This is a genomic window from Pseudoalteromonas sp. H71 (assembly GCF_001468485.1).
Classification (GTDB): Bacteria; Pseudomonadota; Gammaproteobacteria; order Enterobacterales; family Alteromonadaceae; genus Pseudoalteromonas.
In genome coordinates this window covers 6,767-24,941 of sequence record NZ_LODI01000003.1, presented here as the reverse complement: position 1 = coordinate 24,941, position 18,175 = coordinate 6,767, and the positions used below count along the sequence as shown (strand labels likewise).

The following is an 18,175-nucleotide window of genomic DNA, read 5'->3' as shown; positions in this document are numbered from 1 at the left end:
GGCTTTTCGCTTCTTATCAGTAATGTGTGGTTTTTATACCGAGAGGCTCACTGCTAAGCAAGTGTTATTAGAATGAATTGTTGTTTATTTATTGTTACAAAGTTAACTGGTTACTAACTTATGTTCCCGTTTTTAATGTGGTATAAAATGGTATAAAAAATAATACTTACAATTCAAGGAAGTAAAAAATGCTATCAATAACAGGGTTATCAAAAACCTACGACAACGGCGTACACGCATTGCAAGGCGTTGATTTATCGATAGGTAAAGGTATGTTTGGACTACTTGGGCCAAATGGTGCCGGTAAGTCATCATTAATGCGCACCATTGCAACGTTACAATCTGCCGACGCGGGTTCAATTACCTTTGATGGTATTGATGTGTTTAAAGACCCACAAGCACTGCGCCAACGCTTAGGTTACCTTCCACAAGATTTTGGTGTTTACTCACGTGTTAGTGCTTACGACTTGTTGGATCATATGGCTGTTTTAAAGGGGATTCATAATAAGGCTGAGCGAAAAGAGTCGGTTGAAGGCCTACTAGCACACACTAATTTATATCAACATCGCTCAAAAGCGGTTAGTGGTTTTTCGGGCGGGATGCGCCAGCGTTTTGGTATAGCACAAGCATTGCTGGGCGACCCAGATTTACTCATCGTTGATGAGCCAACCGCAGGGCTAGATCCTGAAGAGCGTAACCGTTTTCATAACTTATTGGTAAGCTTAGGCGAGCAAAAAGTCGTTATATTATCAACCCATATAGTAGAAGACGTGGCAGAGCTATGCCCTAATATGGCCGTACTGGCAGGCGGAAAAATATTATTAGAGGGTAACCCCATTGCCCTTACCGATAAACTCCAAGGCCAAATTTGGCGCAAAGCCATGAGCCAAGAAGAAGCGCAAGAGCTTGAGCCACAGCTACCTGTTATTTCTAAACGCTTATTTGCTGGGCAAACCATATTGCATGTATTAGCCGAACAAGCTCCTGAAGGTTTTCAACCAAGCCATGCAAACCTAGAAGACGTGTACTTTTCTACTTTGCTCAATCATCGTAATAGCCAAGTAGCATAAGGGGGCGTTATGTTTTTTAATATGCTCGCGTTTGAGCTGCGCTATTTTGTGCGCCAGCCTTCGTTTTATATTGTTTCATTAATGTTCTTTTTTATGGCGTTTTTTATCAGCTCTTCTAGCAAATTTCCGCTAGGCGGCGCTAATGTACATATGAATTCGCCCTTCTCAATTATGATGTTAACCATTACATTTTGCGTATTTGCGATGTTTTTGGTAGTTAACTTTGTTGCCAGCTCCGCTATTAGAAATAGTGAAAGTAAAATGGACGAACTGGTTTTTAGTAAGCCTGTTAATCCTATTCCTTATCAAACTGGGCGTTTTTTTGGTGCTTACTTAGTGGTGCTAGTTGTATTTTTAACCGTGCCGTTAGGCGTGCTTTTAGGGTCGCAATTTGGCTTATCAGTTGGGTGGCTCGATAGTGAGCTAGTAGGGCCAAATAAGTTTGTGTATTACGCCGCACCTTATTTTTATATTGCAGTGCCAAGTTTACTGGTGCTTTCGGCTATTTTTAACAGCGTAGCTGTCTATTTTAAAACCATGATGTCGGTGTATGTAGCAGCCGTTGTTATTTTTATTGCTTATCAAATCGCCAGTGCTTATTTTGATGATTTAGCATTTAGAAATATAGTTGTTTACGCCGATCCATTTGGGCTAGGGTCTTTAATTGATTTGACGCGTTACTGGACTGTGAGTGATAAAAATACAGAAGTGCTCACTCTCAGCGGTGATCTGTTAGTTAACCGTATTTTGTGGGTTGTACTGGGCTTAGCTATGTTTGTTAGCCTTGGAAAATTAAGTAACCGCATAGTAGCTAAAAAACAGAAAAAGCAATTTGTTGTATCTACGTTTGTAAAAAATAAACAGGCAGCACTTATTAGCAGCGCTAAAAATTACAAGTCAAAAGGTGTAAGTACGCAATCTCAGCTAGTAATGCGCAGCTTATTTGAACTTAAACAAGTTATATTTAGCGCGCCATTTATGATTCTAGCGGGTGTAAGTATTGTAACGCTTATGATTCCGCTGTTTGCTCCCATTGGCGCTTACGGTACAACTAACTGGCCAATTACCGCGAATATGGTCAATATTATTAGCGGTATTTCGGGTTTGTTTTTGTTTGTTATTATCGCTTTTTATAGCGCTGAGCTTGTTTGGCGAGAACGTCAAAGTGGTATGGGCGATATTGTTGACAGCTTTCCAGTACACAACAGTGTTTTTTGGGTATCAAAAATACTGGCGTTAATAACAGCTATTTCAGGCTTGTTTATTGTTGGAATGATACTAACAATCACAGTGCAGTTATTTAAAGGGCAATTTAATTTAGAGTTAGGGCAGTATTTATTCAGGATTGTTTATTTATCGCTTTTACCGTTAATTATGCTTACGGTGCTTGCCTTCTTTTTACAAATTATTAGCCCAAATAAATACGTAGGAATGGGGTTATTTATTTTGTACTACATAGTGCAAATGGTAATGGATTCGTATGGATTTGAACACCATATGTATCATTTTTCGAAAAGCAGTAGCGTACCGTACTCTGATATAAACGGCTATGGACACTTTTTGCAAGCAGCGCATTGGTACACATTGTATTGGGGCGCGTTAAGTCTTGTTTTGGCTATTGTAGGATTTGCGTTATGGCATAGAGGACCTTCACAAACGCTGCGTACACGCCTGTCTATGCTTCGTTATAATATGTCGTTAAAGGGGCAAGTAATTGTTTGTGTTAGTGCACTGGTGTTTGTTGGTGCAGGTTATAACATTTATTACAATACGCGTGTTTTAAACGAATTTACCACAAGCGATGCGTTTCAAGACAAGCAAGTAAGCTATGAAAAACAGTTTGCACAATACAAAGATTTAGCCGTGCCTATGGTGACCGATGTTGACTTAACTGTTGATATTTATCCTAAAAAGCGTGCTTTGAGTGCAGTTGCAAAAATAAAGTTTACTAATACATCTAATGAGCCAATTTCGCGAGTGCTAATAAGTTCACCGCAACACGCCAAAAGCTGGGATGTAACGATGGCTGGCGGTAAAATTGTTGAAAAATTACCAGCGCTTTATTCTGCATGGTTTGAATTTGATCAGCCCCTTATGCCAAATGAAATAAGAGAAGGGCAGCTGTCTGTCACTCGCGAGCATACAGGCTTTACCGATAGTGGCTCTGATACACAGTTAGTGGCTAATGGCACGTTTATTAATAACTGGGAGCTTTTTCCCAATTTTGGTTACAACCGTCGTTTACAGGTGGCTGATAAATTTGAGCGCCGTAAACATGACTTACCAGAGCTAGAACGAGCAAACAAACTTGAAGATAGCCAGTACTATACACAAAGTGATTTTGGTCAAGCCACGGGATTTATTAACTTTAAAGCAACGGTAATTTGCGATCACGCCTGGTTATTTACAAAGTGAAAGTGTAAAAGATGGGCGCCGAACCTTTGTTTATGAAATGGATGCACCTATTATAAACTTTTATGCGGTGCAGTCGGCCGAACTGGAAAGTAAAAAGGTTGAGTATAATGGTGTAAATATTGAGGTTTATTTCCATAAAAGTCATGCGTGGAATGTTGACCGCATGATTGAATCGGTTCAGGACTCAATAGATTATTTTACACAAGCATTTGGCCCCTATCAGCATAAGCAATTACGTATTATTGAATTCCCTCGCTATCGCTCATTTGCGCAAAGTTTTGCTAATACTGTTCCTTATTCAGAAAGCATTGGTTTTGTTACAGACTCAAGGGATGAAAGTAAAATTGACCTACCTTACTATGTAACCGCACATGAAGTGGCGCATCAGTGGTGGGGTCATCAAGTATCAGGCGCCAATGTAGAAGGCGCCGCCGTTATGTCGGAGACGCTTTCACAATACAGTGCGCTTATGGTGCTTGAAAAACGCTTTGGCCCAGAAAAGCTACGTAAGTTTTTAAAATACGAGTTAGATAGGTACTTAATGGGCCGCACAGGGGAAGCGTTTGAAGAAATGCCGCTATATAAAACACAAGCCCAGCAATACCTTCATTACAATAAAGGATCTGTGGTGATGATGGCGATTTATGATCGCTTAGGTGAAAAACGTTTAAACGCTGCCCTTAAGGCATTTTTAAATGAGTTTAGATACCAATCAACGCCATACCCAACAACGCTTGATTTACTCAGTTATTTAAAACAAGACGCAACGCAAGCTGAGCAAAACTTTATTGATGATCAGTTTAAATATATCACTTTGTATGAGCTAGAAATGAAAGAGGTTTCAATTTCAGACGAAGCCGACAGTGATGGCTTTTATAGCGTTACGTTAAACGTTGAAGCTGTTAAGCAACGTGCTGATGGTCAAGGTGAAGAAACAGAACAGCCACTCGACGAGTTAATTGATATTGTGTTGTTTAGCGATGATCCTGAAAACCTACTCGCTGAAGATTTTGTGATTTATTCACAAAAACACCAAATAGTAACGGGCACTAATATCATTGAGTTAAGGGTAAAAGAAAAACCTTTATTTGCAGGAGTCGATCCGTACGTAAAACTGGTTGATAAAGACAATGTAAATAATTTGGCTAAGTTTTAATAGCTGACACAATATTTACTCAAAGGCCGCAATTTTGCGGCCTTTTTTTGTGTAAAAAACTGTTTGAAATCTGTAAGGTTGGCTACATTTTTCGCACAGCTTTTTACGCATTAAGTTACTGGTTTACTGTAAAGTTTATTTACTGAAAGTGAGTACCAAGTAAGGACAAACATGAAATCATTAATAATGGGGTTTGTAGTATTAGGCTTAAGCGCCTGTTCTGCGGTTACCATACAGCCACACGCTATCGCAAAAATTACAAGTAAAGCAACCTACGAGGATAGCCGTCCATTTTACTTATGGGGGTTAGTAGGGGAGGAACGCGTGGATGTAAAACAGATTTGTACAGATACACAAGCTGCTCAAATGCAGTCGCAGCAAACATTTAGCGATGGTGCGTTGAGTTTAATTACGCTTGGTATTTATTCACCACACACAGTAAAAGTATGGTGTGAAGAGCAAAATACGCAGGAGGCGTTATGAATCTTAAATTAATTTTAGGCAGTATTACATTTGCTATGTTAACTGGTTGCACAAATATTTATTTTGATAATGGTGTACCTGAAAAAGTTAACAATCAATCACATAATAGCTCTCAGTGGCATCATAATTTTGCTTTAGCTTTGTATGAGGGATCTGATGCGGTTGATTTGAGTGAGCATTGCCCGCAAGGACAATGGCAGACGGTGCATACTTATAAGTCATTTAGTAATGGAGTGGCGGAGATTGTAGTTAATCAGGTAGGCCCAGCTTGGTACCCTAAAACAGTTGAAGTAAGCTGCACTAAGGTACCTTTTAAAGCTGAGTAGCGATTGATGCCAACTATTCGTATCGTAATGCTTCAATAGGGTTTAGCCTTGCTGCTTTAATAGCGGGGGCTAAGCCAAATACAATACCAATGAGAGACGTAAAACCGAACGATAACATCACAGCCCAACCAGGTATGTAAGCATCGGGCATACTGGGAACAATAAACGAAATAAATGTGGCAGCACCATAGCCTATTGCTAAGCCAATGAGTCCGCCAAACAACGACAGTACCACTGCTTCCACCAAAAACTGTAGCATAATAAAGCCGGGTGTTGCGCCCAATGCTTTGAGTGTACCTATTACTCGGGTGCGCTCAGTCACCGATACCAGCATGATATTCATTACGCCAATACCTCCTACAACAAGGCTTATACCAACAATACCGGCAGTGATCGCCGTGGCGCTACCCGTAAACTTATCAACATTAGCACGGGCTCTTTCTGCGGTTTCAAATTCAAAGTCGTTTTCTTCACCGTCTTTTAATTTATGTAATTGGCGTAAAATACGTGTTATTTTGGCTAAAGTAAGCTCTTCATCGACTCCTTCTTTAAGTCTAAACATTATTTGTACGTTACTCGTGCTGCTAGCGCCCTCTAGCGCGCTCATAGTACTGATTGGAATATTTATATAATCATCTTGATCAAAGCCAAATAAGCTACCTTGTTTTTCGGCTACTCCAATGATCCTAAACCATTCGCCACCAAGTTTGATATATTCTCCTACGGGGTTGTCGGGTAAATTTAACTTTTCAATAATAGAAGGACCAATAAACGCAACCCGACGGCGTTTTTCGTCATCTTCCGTGCGAATAAAGCGGCCTAATTCTGGAAACGTACGGTATGCTTTTTGATAATCTTGTTCTGTTCCCATTACCCGTGATGAATGACTTTTATTTCCGTATTCAGCGCCACCAGAAAAACGCCATGTAAACATAAGCGCGGTTAGTGTTTCGGCTTCTTTTATGCGTGCTTTTAGTGTTAAAAAGTCGGAGTAAGTCAGCTTTGCGTTTTTACCAACCATTTCTTGCTCAATGCTTGTGAATGGTTTGATTGAGGTTACATCGGGTGCCATGTCAGCAAGTTGATCGTTAATTTGTTTAGTAAAGCCCTGCATAACTGCAACCACAGTTATAACGGCTGCAACACCAATAATAATACCTAAACAGGTTAATGCGCTGCGCATTGCGTTGGCCTTAATAGCCATTAATGCTGCTTTTGTTCCTTCCATAATGGCAATGGCAGATTTAAACATGTTGTTTTTCTCCTTCGCCTTTTTTTACATCACTCACTACCTTACCATCTACCAAGCGGATAACCCGTTGGCAATGGTCTGCAATTTCTTGCTCGTGGGTCACTAAAATAATAGTGTGCCCCTCATTATGTAGTTCATCAAACAAGGTCATTATTTCTGCTGTGGTCTTACTATCAAGATTCCCCGTGGGTTCATCTCCTAGTAAAATATGTGGTTTAGTTACTAATGCGCGAGCAATAGCTACACGTTGACGTTGCCCACCTGAAAGCTGACTGGATAGGTGATCAACCTTGTCGCCAAGACCAACCCGTTGCAATGCTTCAAGTGCTTTTTGTTTGCGTTGTTTTGCGGGTATAAAACGATAAACCAAAGGTTGCATTACATTTTCAAGTGCAGTTGCCCTAGGCAATAAGTTAAAGCTTTGAAAAATAAATCCGACGCTTTCATTACGTTGATGCGCAAGTTCGGTTTCGGTCATACTTTTTACAAGTTTATCTTTTAAAAAGTAATCGCCACTAGTGGGGGTATCTAAGCAGCCAAGTAAGTTCATTAAAGTTGATTTACCTGAGCCTGAAGGGCCAATAATGGCTACATATTCATTTTCATTCATGACGATATTTACATCATCTAACGCTTTAAATACCTGCTCGCCCATTACATATTGTTTGTTAATGTGTTCTAACTTAATTACCGCAGACATTATATTGCTTCCTCGTCTGCATCATTTTTAAGTGAAACAACATCGCCTTCTCGCAGCTTACTAATTGGTCGAGCAGGGCCAATAACCACATTATCGCCTTTGCTTAGCCCTTCTGTTATGGCTTGCTCAATGTCAGACGAAATACCAACACTTACTATTACTTTACTCACGGTATTATCGCTATTTAAGCGCCATACAAAGGTTTTACCCTCTTCTTTTTGTATAGCTTCAATAGGGAGCTTTAAGCCGTTTTCGGCAATGCTTGTAGCAATTTCTGCCCGGCAACTCATACCTGCATAAAGCTGGCGATCTGTTGGGTCTAATAGTACTTTAACTCTAAAAGAAAGCCCTTGCGACCCTGGTTGGTTTTTAGCTGATGTACCAATATTAATGACTTTGCCGCTAAAAGGTTTGTTAGGGTAAGCTGCGGCATAAATATCAGCTTGTTGATTTAGTTTTATGCTGGCTATATCTGTTTCATCAACTCGAAGCTCTGCTAAAATAGCGCTAGGGTCGGCAACAAGCATAAGGTCTGAACCAATAATATTAGTTGTGCCTGCAATAACCGTTTCGCCTTCTTTAATATTAACCGATGCTAGTAAGCCACTCATTGGCGCTCTAAATACACTTTTACTTAGGCGATCTTGTGCTATTTGAAGCGACGCTTGTGCTTGGTTATATGACTCTTTGCGTGATTCGATATCTATTTTTGCTAGATCGCGAGCGCTTTCTATATTTTCAAAGCTTTCTTGATTTCCTAATCCAACATCGTATAGCTCTTTTTGCCTTTTTAATTGACGCTCTAAATTAGCAAGACGAGTTTGGCTATGTTTTATTTCAATTTCGGTTGCACGAAGAACAGCTTGGTTTCGGTTTACTTCTGATTCGAAGGCCGTTGTATCAAGGCGCATTAAAATATCCCCTTGCTTAACGCTTTGCCCTTCTTCTACAAAAACCTTATCGACACGACCAGTTACCTCAGAGCGCAATTGCACTTGGGTATTAAAAACTAGATTGCCCGACGCCATGATTGAATCAGCAATACTTCCTTGCTCAACCTGTGCAATATTTACTAGTGCTTGCTTTTTATCATCTGTTACTTGCTTAGAAACTATTAGGCCTATAAACGCGACTACAGCTATCGTTATTATTATTGCTTTTTTCATATATACATCTGTCCGTGAATAAGTAGCGCAGAGGTAAAATACCTCTGCTTATTAATTACATTGCAGCAATAATTGCCCAAATACCAAAAATAACCAATGTTGGAAGCGCCGAGAAAAGTAACGCTTTATTTGTTGAAAAATTTGTCCAACATTTTAAGCCAACCATTCCTAGTCCAATCCCCCAAAGACTACTTAGCTTTAATGATTCTAGTAATGTATAAAATGGGCTGCCGGGTTCTAACCCAACAACAAGCTGATTAATTGAATCAAAGTTAAATACTGCTGTTTGAGATATTTGATCGGTACTTGCACTAAGTACAAGCGCTAGCGTACCTAGACTTAAAACAATATTTGGCATTATTGTCCAAATAGTAAAACCATACCAAGCACCATAGCTGTGCTCTGATTCTGGGTCTAATTTAGCAATGAGCATATAATACACAGCCATTATCGCGGCTATGATTGCAGTACCTAATACGATTGATATCATGCTAATCCATACTTGTATTTCGGCGTTTTGTTCAATGCTTTGGCGAATCATTTTTTGCTCGCCAATTGTTGCATCAACACTTGCAGCTGCAAATTGCTCGTTAATCAAAAACTGCATATCAACGGTAGAATAAAAAATATAAATACTCGCCATTGAAACTAAAGATATTGCTATAAAAGCAAGCCATGACCAACCTTTGGCGTGTTCAACACCATTGAAAGCTTTGCTTGGGCTAATGTAAATATCGAGTAGGGCGCTAAATGCGTTAGGTGATTTCATTATTATTCCTTAATAACCTATATGTGATTTGGTAAACACGTGATACCAATGGATAGATTAATAATATAGGAAAAAGTATGTACTAATTTTATTCAATTGTAACCGATTGTTAACAAAGGTGGGCATTGTAAAAGTAATAAGTAATAGACGTATTACTAAGTCCTATTGTTGCTATGTGGTTTTAATATGATTGACCTAATCAGGAGTAGAGCTTAATAATCACGTTATTATGGCTGTATCTAATGCAAATACAGCCATTCATTTAATTAGCTATCAGATAAGCTTAAACCGCTAGGGTTATCTGTTGCGATATACAATGCTTTTAGTTTTTTATCACCACTTTCGGTTTCAGTAAATTGCTGAAAAGAATAGTTTTTAGAAAAGCTTGAAAGGGTGTCAATAGATGCTTGGTTACTACTTTGCGTATAAGTAAGTTCTATCGCGCAAACCTTTCCTGCACACTCTAGGTCTTGTTGTAAAATGGTAACGTCTTTTAATTCATTTATAATAAATTCGTTTAGCTTATCTTTACGTATCTGGGCGACTTCAGAGTATTCAATATTAGACATGCGTTGCAGCAATAGTGAGGTGTCATTTTTAAATACGTCATCTAATGCTTTTTTTGACACAAACTCTTTGCCATTTTCGGTAGAGACAAACTCATCAGAAAATACTTCAGCAGTTAAGACTTGTTGCTCTGGTTTATCTAACTGTTCTTGTGTTGTCGAATTGCTTTTATCGGTGATGGGCAACACGTTTTTACCTGTAGATAAAGTTTGTATGGGCTTCATATCAATTACTGGGATGTTTTTGTTGGATTCGATAGCTGATTGTTGAACCGATAGATTAGGCTCTTGTGAGTAATGTAATGTGAAGATAATCGCAAAACTAACTGCAATAACAGAAATAGTAATTAACACTTTATGTTTCATTTTTACTGTCCTTAGTAATCAAAAGCCTAAGCTTTGAAAAGTCCAATTCAACTTAACATAGTAAGAACCTACCTTCTAGTTATACAATCATGAATACTTAAACAAATTTGCCTTAGTATAAAAAAAGGGCCAAATGGCCCTTCAGTTGCAGCAAGTAACACATGTTTGTTTATAGGCTGAAGTCTACAGCGTAAGCAACGTAAACTTTTACATCTGACTCGTCCATATCAGTGTCTGATACGCCAAATGTAAATCCATCTTTTGATACAGAGATACCGTAATCAATGATGTCTTCATCACCAATGAAATCACCCGAGTAATGGCCTATATGTAAAGCAATTTCTGTACCATTACTGCCAACAGCAAAGCCGTAATCAGCTGTTAAATAAAGTGAGTCACCAAAGTCTGTACCGTCACCACTTGCCGCTGACGTAGCAAGCACTGATGCACCAAAGGTAAACCCTTCAACACTGATGCTACCGTAAATTTCAGAGAAATCAGCATCAGCACTTGATGCCGCGTCTGGGTAAGCATAGTAAATATAACCTACGTCATAACTAACGCCTTCGCTAATATCGCCACCAAAACCTGCGTAGAAATCTAGTTCGTAGGTCATTTCGTCAGCCCAAGATGCATTAGATACCCATGTACCAGCATAAAACCCTGACTCATCAGCGTAATCAATACCACCAGAGATAGCTGCGTCGCCGCCAGTTTGTTCTTGTCCACGCCATAAGTAGTTTGAGGTAGCGGCTACATTAGCAGACACTTCAGCATTTACTGCTGTTGATGTTAGTGATGTGGCAGCCATTAATGCTACGGCGCTAAAAGCGATTGTTTTTTTTAGTTTTAACATGTTCCATTTCCCGTTATATGATTTTTTGCATAGGAAGGCTTTTTATTATGAAGTACCGTAGCCTTTTGATTTATGCATTTTTATTGTTTAACTGAGAATAGAATTGCACTGTGTATGCCAGCTTGATTTATTTTGTTTGAAATTTAAAATTTATTGTTTATTAACAGCGGGTTGTGTTTTGGGTGGGTGGTTTACATTATGCGGAAGAAATATTCTATCGCACATCGCTGGTGCATAAAATAATCAAGCTGCACCATGAAAGTACAGCTTGTTTAGAATTATTTAGCCAAATATGGTGCGCATTAGACTAATTGTTTCGTTTACACTGCGACCTTTTTGAACTTCGCTGATTATTGAATCACGTTTGCTACGAATGTGCTCAGGAATATCATCAGCTGCTAAAGCGCGGTCAACTAAAATTTCAGCAGACTCTTTACCTCTGCGTTGTGTTTTACCCGTTTTAGTGGTGCTACGCTTTGGTTTATTGAGTAATTTAATGTAGTTAGAGCTATCTGGTGTTTTATTATCTGCGTAATAAAAAAAGCACGGAATAAGCGCTTTAATTGACACTAGTTGCTCTTCTAGTTCATTTGAAGCATTTGCCATTTTGTACCATGACATAGCTTGAATGCCTTTTACAATATCTTGCCAGTAACGCTCAAAATCACTATTTTTAAGTTTTGTAACCGCAAGCGCTGCGCATAATGCATCTAAACGACTATTTGTGATTGGCGTGAAAATATCAGGACGGCGCATTGCAAGTAGTCGTGTTGCCGGAGCAAGTGTTGGTTTTTCACTGCTATCAGTAAATACTTTGGTGTAAGCAGCTACGAATTGTTGGTACTCGTAATGGGTAATGTCACCTTCAAGAGGAATATTAGCCAGTGCGTCATCAAACGCACCGGGTAAATCACCAATGAGTTGATGAAAAGCTTTAGCGCTTTTAGTCGATGCAAACCACTCAACATCAAAGTCGTATGTGCTTGGATCAAGTGAAGCCATATGCTTGCCAGTAAAAGCAAGAAGGTCTTCAGGGATCATGTCTTTTAATGATTGCTCACGAATACTTTTTACGTAACTTGCTAAACGAAGTTGTTCATCAAGTGCAATAACGTCTTTATGTTGCTCTATAAATACACTTACCACAGGCCAAGGGGCTACACGAAGCGTTTTAACTTGTAAAAAGCTGATAGCCGAAATAAGCTGATCATGCAATTTTTTAAGAACAGGTAGCTGTTGTGGCTCAAGTAAATCGTAGTTAATACGGTCTCTACTTGCGTTTAATAGCTCGTAACACCAAGGTAAAAAATCATCAGGATGGTTTTCTACTTTCACGGCCATAAGGTTAAGGCTTAATTCTGAAGATTGTTTCAGAATGTTCTGATAGATTTGATTTTCTTGCTCGCCTAGTGTCATTTTTGACGGTGAAATTAGCAGTTTTTTCATGCCTTGTAGATACTCCGGATTTATATATATGTATTAGCATTGTTTATTTTAGCTCAAATACGCTAATAACAACAGCGCTGTCCTGCGCGCTGCAATATTATGGTGTTTAAAATTGGGGTTAATCTAATCTGCTCGGTTATTAATCAGCCTCATCTAATATGAAGAGGCTCTCAACGGGCACGTTAAAGTTAGCTGCAATTTTAAGCGCTATAATCACCGACGGCGTAAATCGATTTGTTTCTACAGTGCTTATTGTTTTACGCGATACGCTTATAGCATCGGCAAGTTCTTGCTGCGAAAGCCCTGCCTCTTTACGAAATTTTGCTATGTTATTTTGCACTTTTGTTCCTAATCTTTGCTTTGCCAAAGAATTGATACGCCATATATTAAACACATTACAGCAAGATAAAACGAGGCCATCATGGTGTGAGACACTTCTAAAGCCAAATCATCTGAGAATAAGTAAACGCCACCCATGCTAAAAAGTAAGCCAAGGACTACATGTTTATAGGCAATGGTGTCGATGGTGTTTAAGTACTCATCTTTGTAGGTAAGGTGGTATTTCATTTTCCATGTAAACCCGCCTCTGATCACAAACATACAGAATGAACCTAAAAAAGCAGCAGTGCCAAAAAACAACAGTGGGGCTGATGTTTGAGTAAGCAGTGGGTAAACACTGATGATTAATAAAGTGACTCCCATGAATAATGAGAACCAAGCATTTTGGCCCATAAACTTTTCTTCATTTTTAATATCATGATTTGACATATATCATTTCCTTTTAAAATTTAACATGATGTAACCTCTGGGTGTCAATGTAACCTTGAGGTATCAATGAGTCAATTATTTTTTGTAACCTAAAGGTATCAAAATGTTTCAGGAACGATTCATATGAAATAAGTAAACTGCTTTTGTGAGCTTTTTTGTATCTATAGCAATGCTTTTAGGCTTAACACTCGCTATGATAAAAACATAATTTGACCGCTTAAAGGACGAACATGAAAACCTTACTCAAAATTTTTGGTGTAATACTCTTACTCTGTATTGCTTTAATTGTGGCAGCGCCTTTTTTAATTCCTACCGATACCATTTTTAATAAAGTATCAGAGGAAGTTCAAAAAACGACGGGAAGAACGCTAACAATTAAGGGTGATAAAACGCTTAGTGTGTTTCCTGCCCTAAAATTAGAATTGAATGATGTTCACTTTGCGAATATGCAGACGGGTTCGCGAAATGATATGGCAAGTATGCAGCAGTTAGCGATACATATACCTTGGTTTTCATTATTTGGTGGTGAATTTAAGCTTGATAAGTTTGTGATTAACGAACCCGATATTTTATTAGAAACAGATAAGGATGGTAAAGCTAACTGGCAGTTGTTTGATGCTGTAGCAGAGCAACCAACAGAGCAAACTGAGCCTGGTGAGGCAATTAAGCTACCTGCTAGCTTTGATATTGAGCTGGGTGAGGTCGCTATTTATGGCGGTACATTTACATATCTAGATGGTCAAACGGGCGCCCAGCAGCAAATTAGCGATTTAGAGCTGGCTATTTTACTTCCTTCATTACGTAAAACCCTTGAAGTTAAAGGGGGGATTACCTATAGGCAGGAGCGATTTGAACTAGATTTAAAACTCGATACTCCTGCCAAAGCGATTGAAGGTCAGGTTTTTAATGTATCGCAAAATTTAGATTCGCGCTTGGTTGAATTGACATTTAATGGCTCAATCGCAAAACAAGGGCAAGACATAAAAGGTCAATTAGCACTCAATGGCAACTCTGTTAAAGACCTAGCAACTTGGCAAGGAATAGACTTAAACGCCAAAGAAAATGCGTTTAATGCCTTTAGTGTAAACGGTAAAATGCATCTTGCAGGTGAAACATTTAATCTTGAACAGTTAATCGCTACATTAGACGAGCTAGAAATAAAAGGTAAGAGTGAGCTTAATTTAGGAAGTCGCTTGGGCGTTAACGCTGACATTGACTTAGGCATGCTAGATTTAAACCCTTACTTATCAAAAGCCGTAGCAAAACAGCAAGAACCCGAAAGTAAAGAATCTAAGCCTACTCAGCCAATTGTATGGGACGATACGAAAATTGATTTAAGCGCATTAAATGCACTTGATGCTAATGTAGTTATTCGTTCAAGCGGGTTAAAAGCTAACGATATTGAGCTTGGTGCAAACCAATTTACAGTGGCTCTCAAAAATAGCGTGGCTAAATTAAGCCTTGATAGCTTTTCAGCGTATGAAGGCGCTGGTAAAGGTGTAATTACTATTGATGCTCAAATTGTACCTTATAAGATAGCTACAAACTTTAATTTAACAGATATTGATGCACAGCCGTTATTAACTGATGCAACTGGTTTTGACAAGTTACTCGGTAAAGGCTCTTTAAATTGGAATTTATCTACAGTTGGGCAAAGTCAAAAATCGTTTATAAGTGCACTTAATGGCCAATTAGGATTTAAATTTGCAGATGGTGCGGTAAAAGGAGCAAATGTCGCTGAAATGGTTCGTAAAGGTAAAGAAATTATATCAGGGAACTTTGGCGCAGCTTCAGAGGGATTAGATACTGGTTTTGAAGAGGCTGAACAAACAGACTTTTCTGCGCTTACTGGTAGCTTTAATTTTATAAACGGCGTGGGTAAGAATAAAGACCTGTCGCTAATAAGTCCTTTAATTCGTATTTCCGGTGAAGGGGATGTGGATTTACCCCTCACTAAAGTAGATTACCGCTTGGTAACGGGCATTGTGGATTCAATTGAAGGTCAAGGCACAACCGATGACAGTACAGGCTTTAAAATACCATTGCGTATAAAAGGACCATTTCACGATGTGGGTATAAATTTAGATGTAAGTAATGCCCTGAAAGATGAAGCTAAAAAGAAACTCGATGACGCAAAAGAAAAAGCGAAAGAGAAGGCCAAAGATAAAGTAAAAGACAAATTAAAAGGGCTATTTGGCTAAATAACCACTAGTAAAATAAACAAGGCACTTTTTAAGTGCCTTGTTTATTTTATAACCATTTAAAAAATAGTCACATAGCTTTACCAAGGTTAATAAAATTTCTTCAGTCCTTAAATTAATTAAAAAATAACCTATCGCTGCATGCTCAATGCTGGTACAATTGCCCGCCCTTAAGAGACAACTCGTTTGTTTTTGAGTGGGATTTAATCGAAATGTCTTGATTTTAAACAATTTTAAGACACGTTGTAATTACTACACCGGAGGTCATTAACATGATCCAAATGCAAACTCAGCTGGAAGTTGCTGATAACAGCGGCGCTCGCAAAGTGCAGTGTATAAAAGTCCTTGGTGGTTCACACCGTCGCTACGCAGCGATTGGCGACATCATTAAAGTTTCTGTAAAAGAAGCTATTCCTCGCGGTAAAGTGAAGAAAGGTGATGTTAAAAACGCGGTAGTTGTGCGTACCAGAAAAGGTGTTCGCCGTCCAGATGGTTCTCTGATCCGTTTCGACAGCAACGCGGCTGTTATCTTAAATGATAACTTGCAGCCAATTGGTACACGTATTTTCGGCCCTGTGACTCGCGAACTTCGTAATGACAAGTTCATGAAAATCGTTTCACTAGCCCCAGAAGTACTGTAAGGAGCCAATCATGGCAGCAAAAATCCGTCGTGGTGACGAAGTAATCGTACTAGCAGGTAAAGACAAAGGTAAGCGCGGTAAAGTGCTTTCAGTTGTTACTGAATCTGGTCGAATCTTTGTCGAAGGCATAAACTTGATCAAGAAACACCAAAAGCCGGTTCCACAATTGAACCAAGCTGGCGGCATTGTTGAGAAAGAAGCGTCTATGGACGCATCAAACGTTGCGATCTTCAACTCGGAAACGAGTAAAGCAGATCGTGTAGGTTTCAAGATTGAAGATGGTAAGAAATTACGTATCTTTAAATCTACTGGTAAAACTATCTAATAGTTGGAGTAGAATGATGGCGAAACTGCATGAAGTATATAAAGACAAAGTAGTAGCTGAACTTCAAGAGAAGTTTGGTTTCAGCTCTGTCATGCAAGTCCCTCAGATCGAAAAGATCACATTAAATATGGGCGTGGGCGAAGCCCTAGCTGACAAGAAAATTTTAGATCACGCTGTAGCTGATTTAACTGCAATCTCTGGTCAGAAACCTTTAATCACTAAAGCACGCAAATCTGTTGCTGGCTTTAAAGTGCGTGAAGGCTACCCAATTGGTTGTAAAGTAACCCTACGCGGCGAGCGTATGTGGGACTTTTTTGAGCGTTTGGTATCAATCGCTATCCCACGTATTCGTGACTTCCGTGGCGTAAGTGCTAAGTCTTTTGATGGACGTGGTAACTACAGCATGGGCGTACGTGAACAAATCATCTTCCCAGAAATCGATTACGATAAAGTAGACCGTGTACGCGGTATGGATATCACTATCACTACTTCTGCGAAATCTGATGAGGAAGGCCGTGCGTTGTTAGAAGCGTTTAACTTCCCATTTAAGAAATAAGGGTAGGGTTATGGCAAAGAATTCTATGAAAGCGCGCGAAGCAAAGCGCACAAAACTAGTTGCTCAGTATGCTGAAAAGCGTGCTGCACTAAAAGCTATCATCAGTGATGTTAATACATCTGAAGATGATCGTTGGGACGCGGTACTTAAGCTACAAGCTTTACCACGTGATTCTAGCCCTGCACGTCAACGTAATCGTTGTAACATTACGGGCCGCCCACATGGTTTCCTTCGCAAATTCGGCATGAGCCGTATTAAAGTTCGCGAAGCAGCTATGCGCGGTGAAATTCCTGGCCTTAAAAAGGCTAGCTGGTAATAGAATCATGGGAGTAAGACTATGAGCTTGCAAGATCCTATCGCGGATTTGTTCACACGTATCCGTAACGGTCAATCAGCGAAGAAAGTATCTGTAACGATGCCAACTTCAAAGCTGAAAGTAGCATTAGCTAAAGTACTAAAAGACGAAGGTTACATCGTAGACTACGCAGTTAACGGTGAAGTTAAACCTGAGCTTTCTATCGAGTTGAAGTACTTCGAAGGCAAAGCTGTAATTGAAAATATCCAGCGTGTAAGTCGCCCTGGTTTACGTATCTATAAGAAACGTGACGAATTACCGAAGGTAATGGGTGGTCTTGGTATCGCTATCGTATCAACTTCTAAAGGCCTAATGACAGACCGCGCAGCACGTAGTGCTGGTGTTGGTGGTGAAATCATTGGCTTTGTAGCTTAATCGGAGGGGAACTATGTCTCGCATAGCAAAGGCACCAATTAATGTTCCTGCCGGTGTAGAAGTTACATTGAAAGGCCAGGAAATCACAGTTAAAGGCAAAAACGGTGAACTTACTCGTACTATCAACGACGCAGTTGAAGTACAAGTTAACGACAACGTTATTACAACTTTACCTCGTGAAGGCGTAGCAAATGCATGGGCACAAGCAGGTACTGCTCGCGCTCTAATCAACAACATGGTTGTTGGTACGCATGAAGGTTACGAGAAGAAACTTCAGTTAGTAGGCGTTGGTTACCGTGCTGCAGCTAAGGGTAAAGTTTTAGACTTAACACTTGGTTTCTCACACCCAGTTAATTTCGCAGTTCCTGAAGGGATTACGATTG

19 protein-coding genes and 1 pseudogene are annotated in these 18,175 nt (G+C 39.4%); 11 read left to right on the top strand and 9 right to left on the bottom strand.

What is annotated here, in order from left to right:
• Window positions 1–188 precede the first annotated feature (188 nt).
• The 4 genes and pseudogenes from ATS71_RS03615 to ATS71_RS03600 all read left to right on the top strand — a co-directional run bounded on the left by ATS71_RS03615 (window position 189) and on the right by ATS71_RS03600 (window position 5,450).
• The gene (locus tag ATS71_RS03615; protein ID WP_058403581.1) at window positions 189–1,070 is read left to right on the top strand and encodes an ABC transporter ATP-binding protein; all 882 of its coding nucleotides are present in this window, start codon (window positions 189–191) and stop codon (window positions 1,068–1,070) included.
• A gap of 9 nt (window positions 1,071–1,079) precedes the next feature.
• Window positions 1,080–4,641: pseudogene (locus ATS71_RS03610) on the top strand (ABC transporter permease/M1 family aminopeptidase).
• Window positions 4,642–4,812: 171 nt separating this feature from the next.
• On the top strand, window positions 4,813–5,124 hold the full coding sequence (locus tag ATS71_RS03605) for a Bor family protein (RefSeq protein WP_058403580.1): 312 nt from the start codon (window positions 4,813–4,815) through the stop codon (window positions 5,122–5,124).
• Complete coding sequence (locus ATS71_RS03600) at window positions 5,121–5,450, top strand: Bor/Iss family lipoprotein (protein ID WP_058403579.1); 330 nt, start codon at window positions 5,121–5,123, stop codon at window positions 5,448–5,450. The genes ATS71_RS03605 and ATS71_RS03600 overlap by 4 nt, the downstream gene beginning before the upstream one ends.
• Before the next feature lie 13 nt (window positions 5,451–5,463).
• Here ATS71_RS03600 and ATS71_RS03595 read toward each other — a convergent pair whose 3' ends face one another.
• From ATS71_RS03595 to ATS71_RS03555, 9 genes are all read right to left on the bottom strand, one after another.
• Window positions 5,464–6,702 carry an ABC transporter permease gene (locus tag ATS71_RS03595; RefSeq protein WP_058403578.1) on the bottom strand — a complete coding sequence of 413 codons (1,239 nt, stop codon included), beginning with the start codon at window positions 6,700–6,702 and terminating at the stop codon, window positions 5,464–5,466.
• Window positions 6,695–7,402, bottom strand: a complete 708-nt coding sequence (locus tag ATS71_RS03590) for an ABC transporter ATP-binding protein (RefSeq protein WP_058403577.1) — start codon at window positions 7,400–7,402, stop codon at window positions 6,695–6,697. The genes ATS71_RS03595 and ATS71_RS03590 overlap by 8 nt, the downstream gene beginning before the upstream one ends.
• Window positions 7,402–8,568, bottom strand: coding sequence for an efflux RND transporter periplasmic adaptor subunit (locus tag ATS71_RS03585; RefSeq protein WP_058403576.1), 1,167 nt, complete (start codon window positions 8,566–8,568; stop codon window positions 7,402–7,404). Before ATS71_RS03585 ends, ATS71_RS03590 begins: the two co-directional genes overlap by 1 nt.
• Before the next feature lie 55 nt (window positions 8,569–8,623).
• Window positions 8,624–9,337, bottom strand: a complete 714-nt coding sequence (locus ATS71_RS03580; protein WP_058403575.1) for a YIP1 family protein — start codon at window positions 9,335–9,337, stop codon at window positions 8,624–8,626.
• Window positions 9,338–9,603: 266 nt separating this feature from the next.
• Window positions 9,604–10,269: a hypothetical protein gene (locus tag ATS71_RS03575; protein ID WP_058403574.1), complete on the bottom strand. Its 666-nt coding sequence runs from the start codon at window positions 10,267–10,269 to the stop codon at window positions 9,604–9,606.
• Window positions 10,270–10,438: 169 nt separating this feature from the next.
• Complete coding sequence (locus ATS71_RS03570) at window positions 10,439–11,125, bottom strand: TorF family putative porin (protein ID WP_058403573.1); 687 nt, start codon at window positions 11,123–11,125, stop codon at window positions 10,439–10,441.
• Between the two features lie 282 nt (window positions 11,126–11,407).
• A complete protein-coding gene (locus ATS71_RS03565; RefSeq protein ID WP_058403572.1) occupies window positions 11,408–12,571 on the bottom strand; it encodes a hypothetical protein in 1,164 nt (387 codons plus the stop codon).
• Window positions 12,572–12,710: 139 nt separating this feature from the next.
• Window positions 12,711–12,911, bottom strand: a complete 201-nt coding sequence (locus ATS71_RS03560) for a helix-turn-helix transcriptional regulator (RefSeq protein ID WP_058403571.1) — start codon at window positions 12,909–12,911, stop codon at window positions 12,711–12,713.
• Between the two features lie 8 nt (window positions 12,912–12,919).
• A complete protein-coding gene (locus ATS71_RS03555; protein WP_058403570.1) occupies window positions 12,920–13,339 on the bottom strand; it encodes a hypothetical protein in 420 nt (139 codons plus the stop codon).
• Window positions 13,340–13,569: 230 nt separating this feature from the next.
• Here ATS71_RS03555 and ATS71_RS03550 point away from each other — a divergent pair, with 230 nt between their 5' ends.
• From ATS71_RS03550 to ATS71_RS03520, 7 genes are all read left to right on the top strand, one after another.
• Window positions 13,570–15,540, top strand: a complete 1,971-nt coding sequence (locus tag ATS71_RS03550) for an AsmA family protein (RefSeq protein ID WP_058403569.1) — start codon at window positions 13,570–13,572, stop codon at window positions 15,538–15,540.
• Between the two features lie 272 nt (window positions 15,541–15,812).
• Window positions 15,813–16,181 (top strand): 50S ribosomal protein L14, encoded by a 369-nt coding sequence (gene rplN / locus ATS71_RS03545; RefSeq protein ID WP_002959498.1) that lies wholly within the window; start codon window positions 15,813–15,815, stop codon window positions 16,179–16,181.
• A 10-nt stretch (window positions 16,182–16,191) separates the two neighbouring features.
• Entirely contained in the window at window positions 16,192–16,506 is a 315-nt protein-coding gene (gene rplX / locus ATS71_RS03540; RefSeq protein ID WP_006794243.1) for a 50S ribosomal protein L24, read from the top strand.
• 16 nt (window positions 16,507–16,522) lie between these two features.
• Window positions 16,523–17,062, top strand: coding sequence for a 50S ribosomal protein L5 (rplE, locus tag ATS71_RS03535; RefSeq protein ID WP_006794244.1), 540 nt, complete (start codon window positions 16,523–16,525; stop codon window positions 17,060–17,062).
• Between the two features lie 10 nt (window positions 17,063–17,072).
• Window positions 17,073–17,378 (top strand): 30S ribosomal protein S14, encoded by a 306-nt coding sequence (gene rpsN, locus ATS71_RS03530; protein ID WP_006794245.1) that lies wholly within the window; start codon window positions 17,073–17,075, stop codon window positions 17,376–17,378.
• 21 nt (window positions 17,379–17,399) lie between these two features.
• Complete coding sequence (gene rpsH, locus ATS71_RS03525) at window positions 17,400–17,792, top strand: 30S ribosomal protein S8 (protein WP_006794246.1); 393 nt, start codon at window positions 17,400–17,402, stop codon at window positions 17,790–17,792.
• A 13-nt stretch (window positions 17,793–17,805) separates the two neighbouring features.
• Window positions 17,806–18,175: 50S ribosomal protein L6 (locus ATS71_RS03520; protein WP_058403568.1), on the top strand; the 370-nt coding region annotated here is incomplete at its 3' end.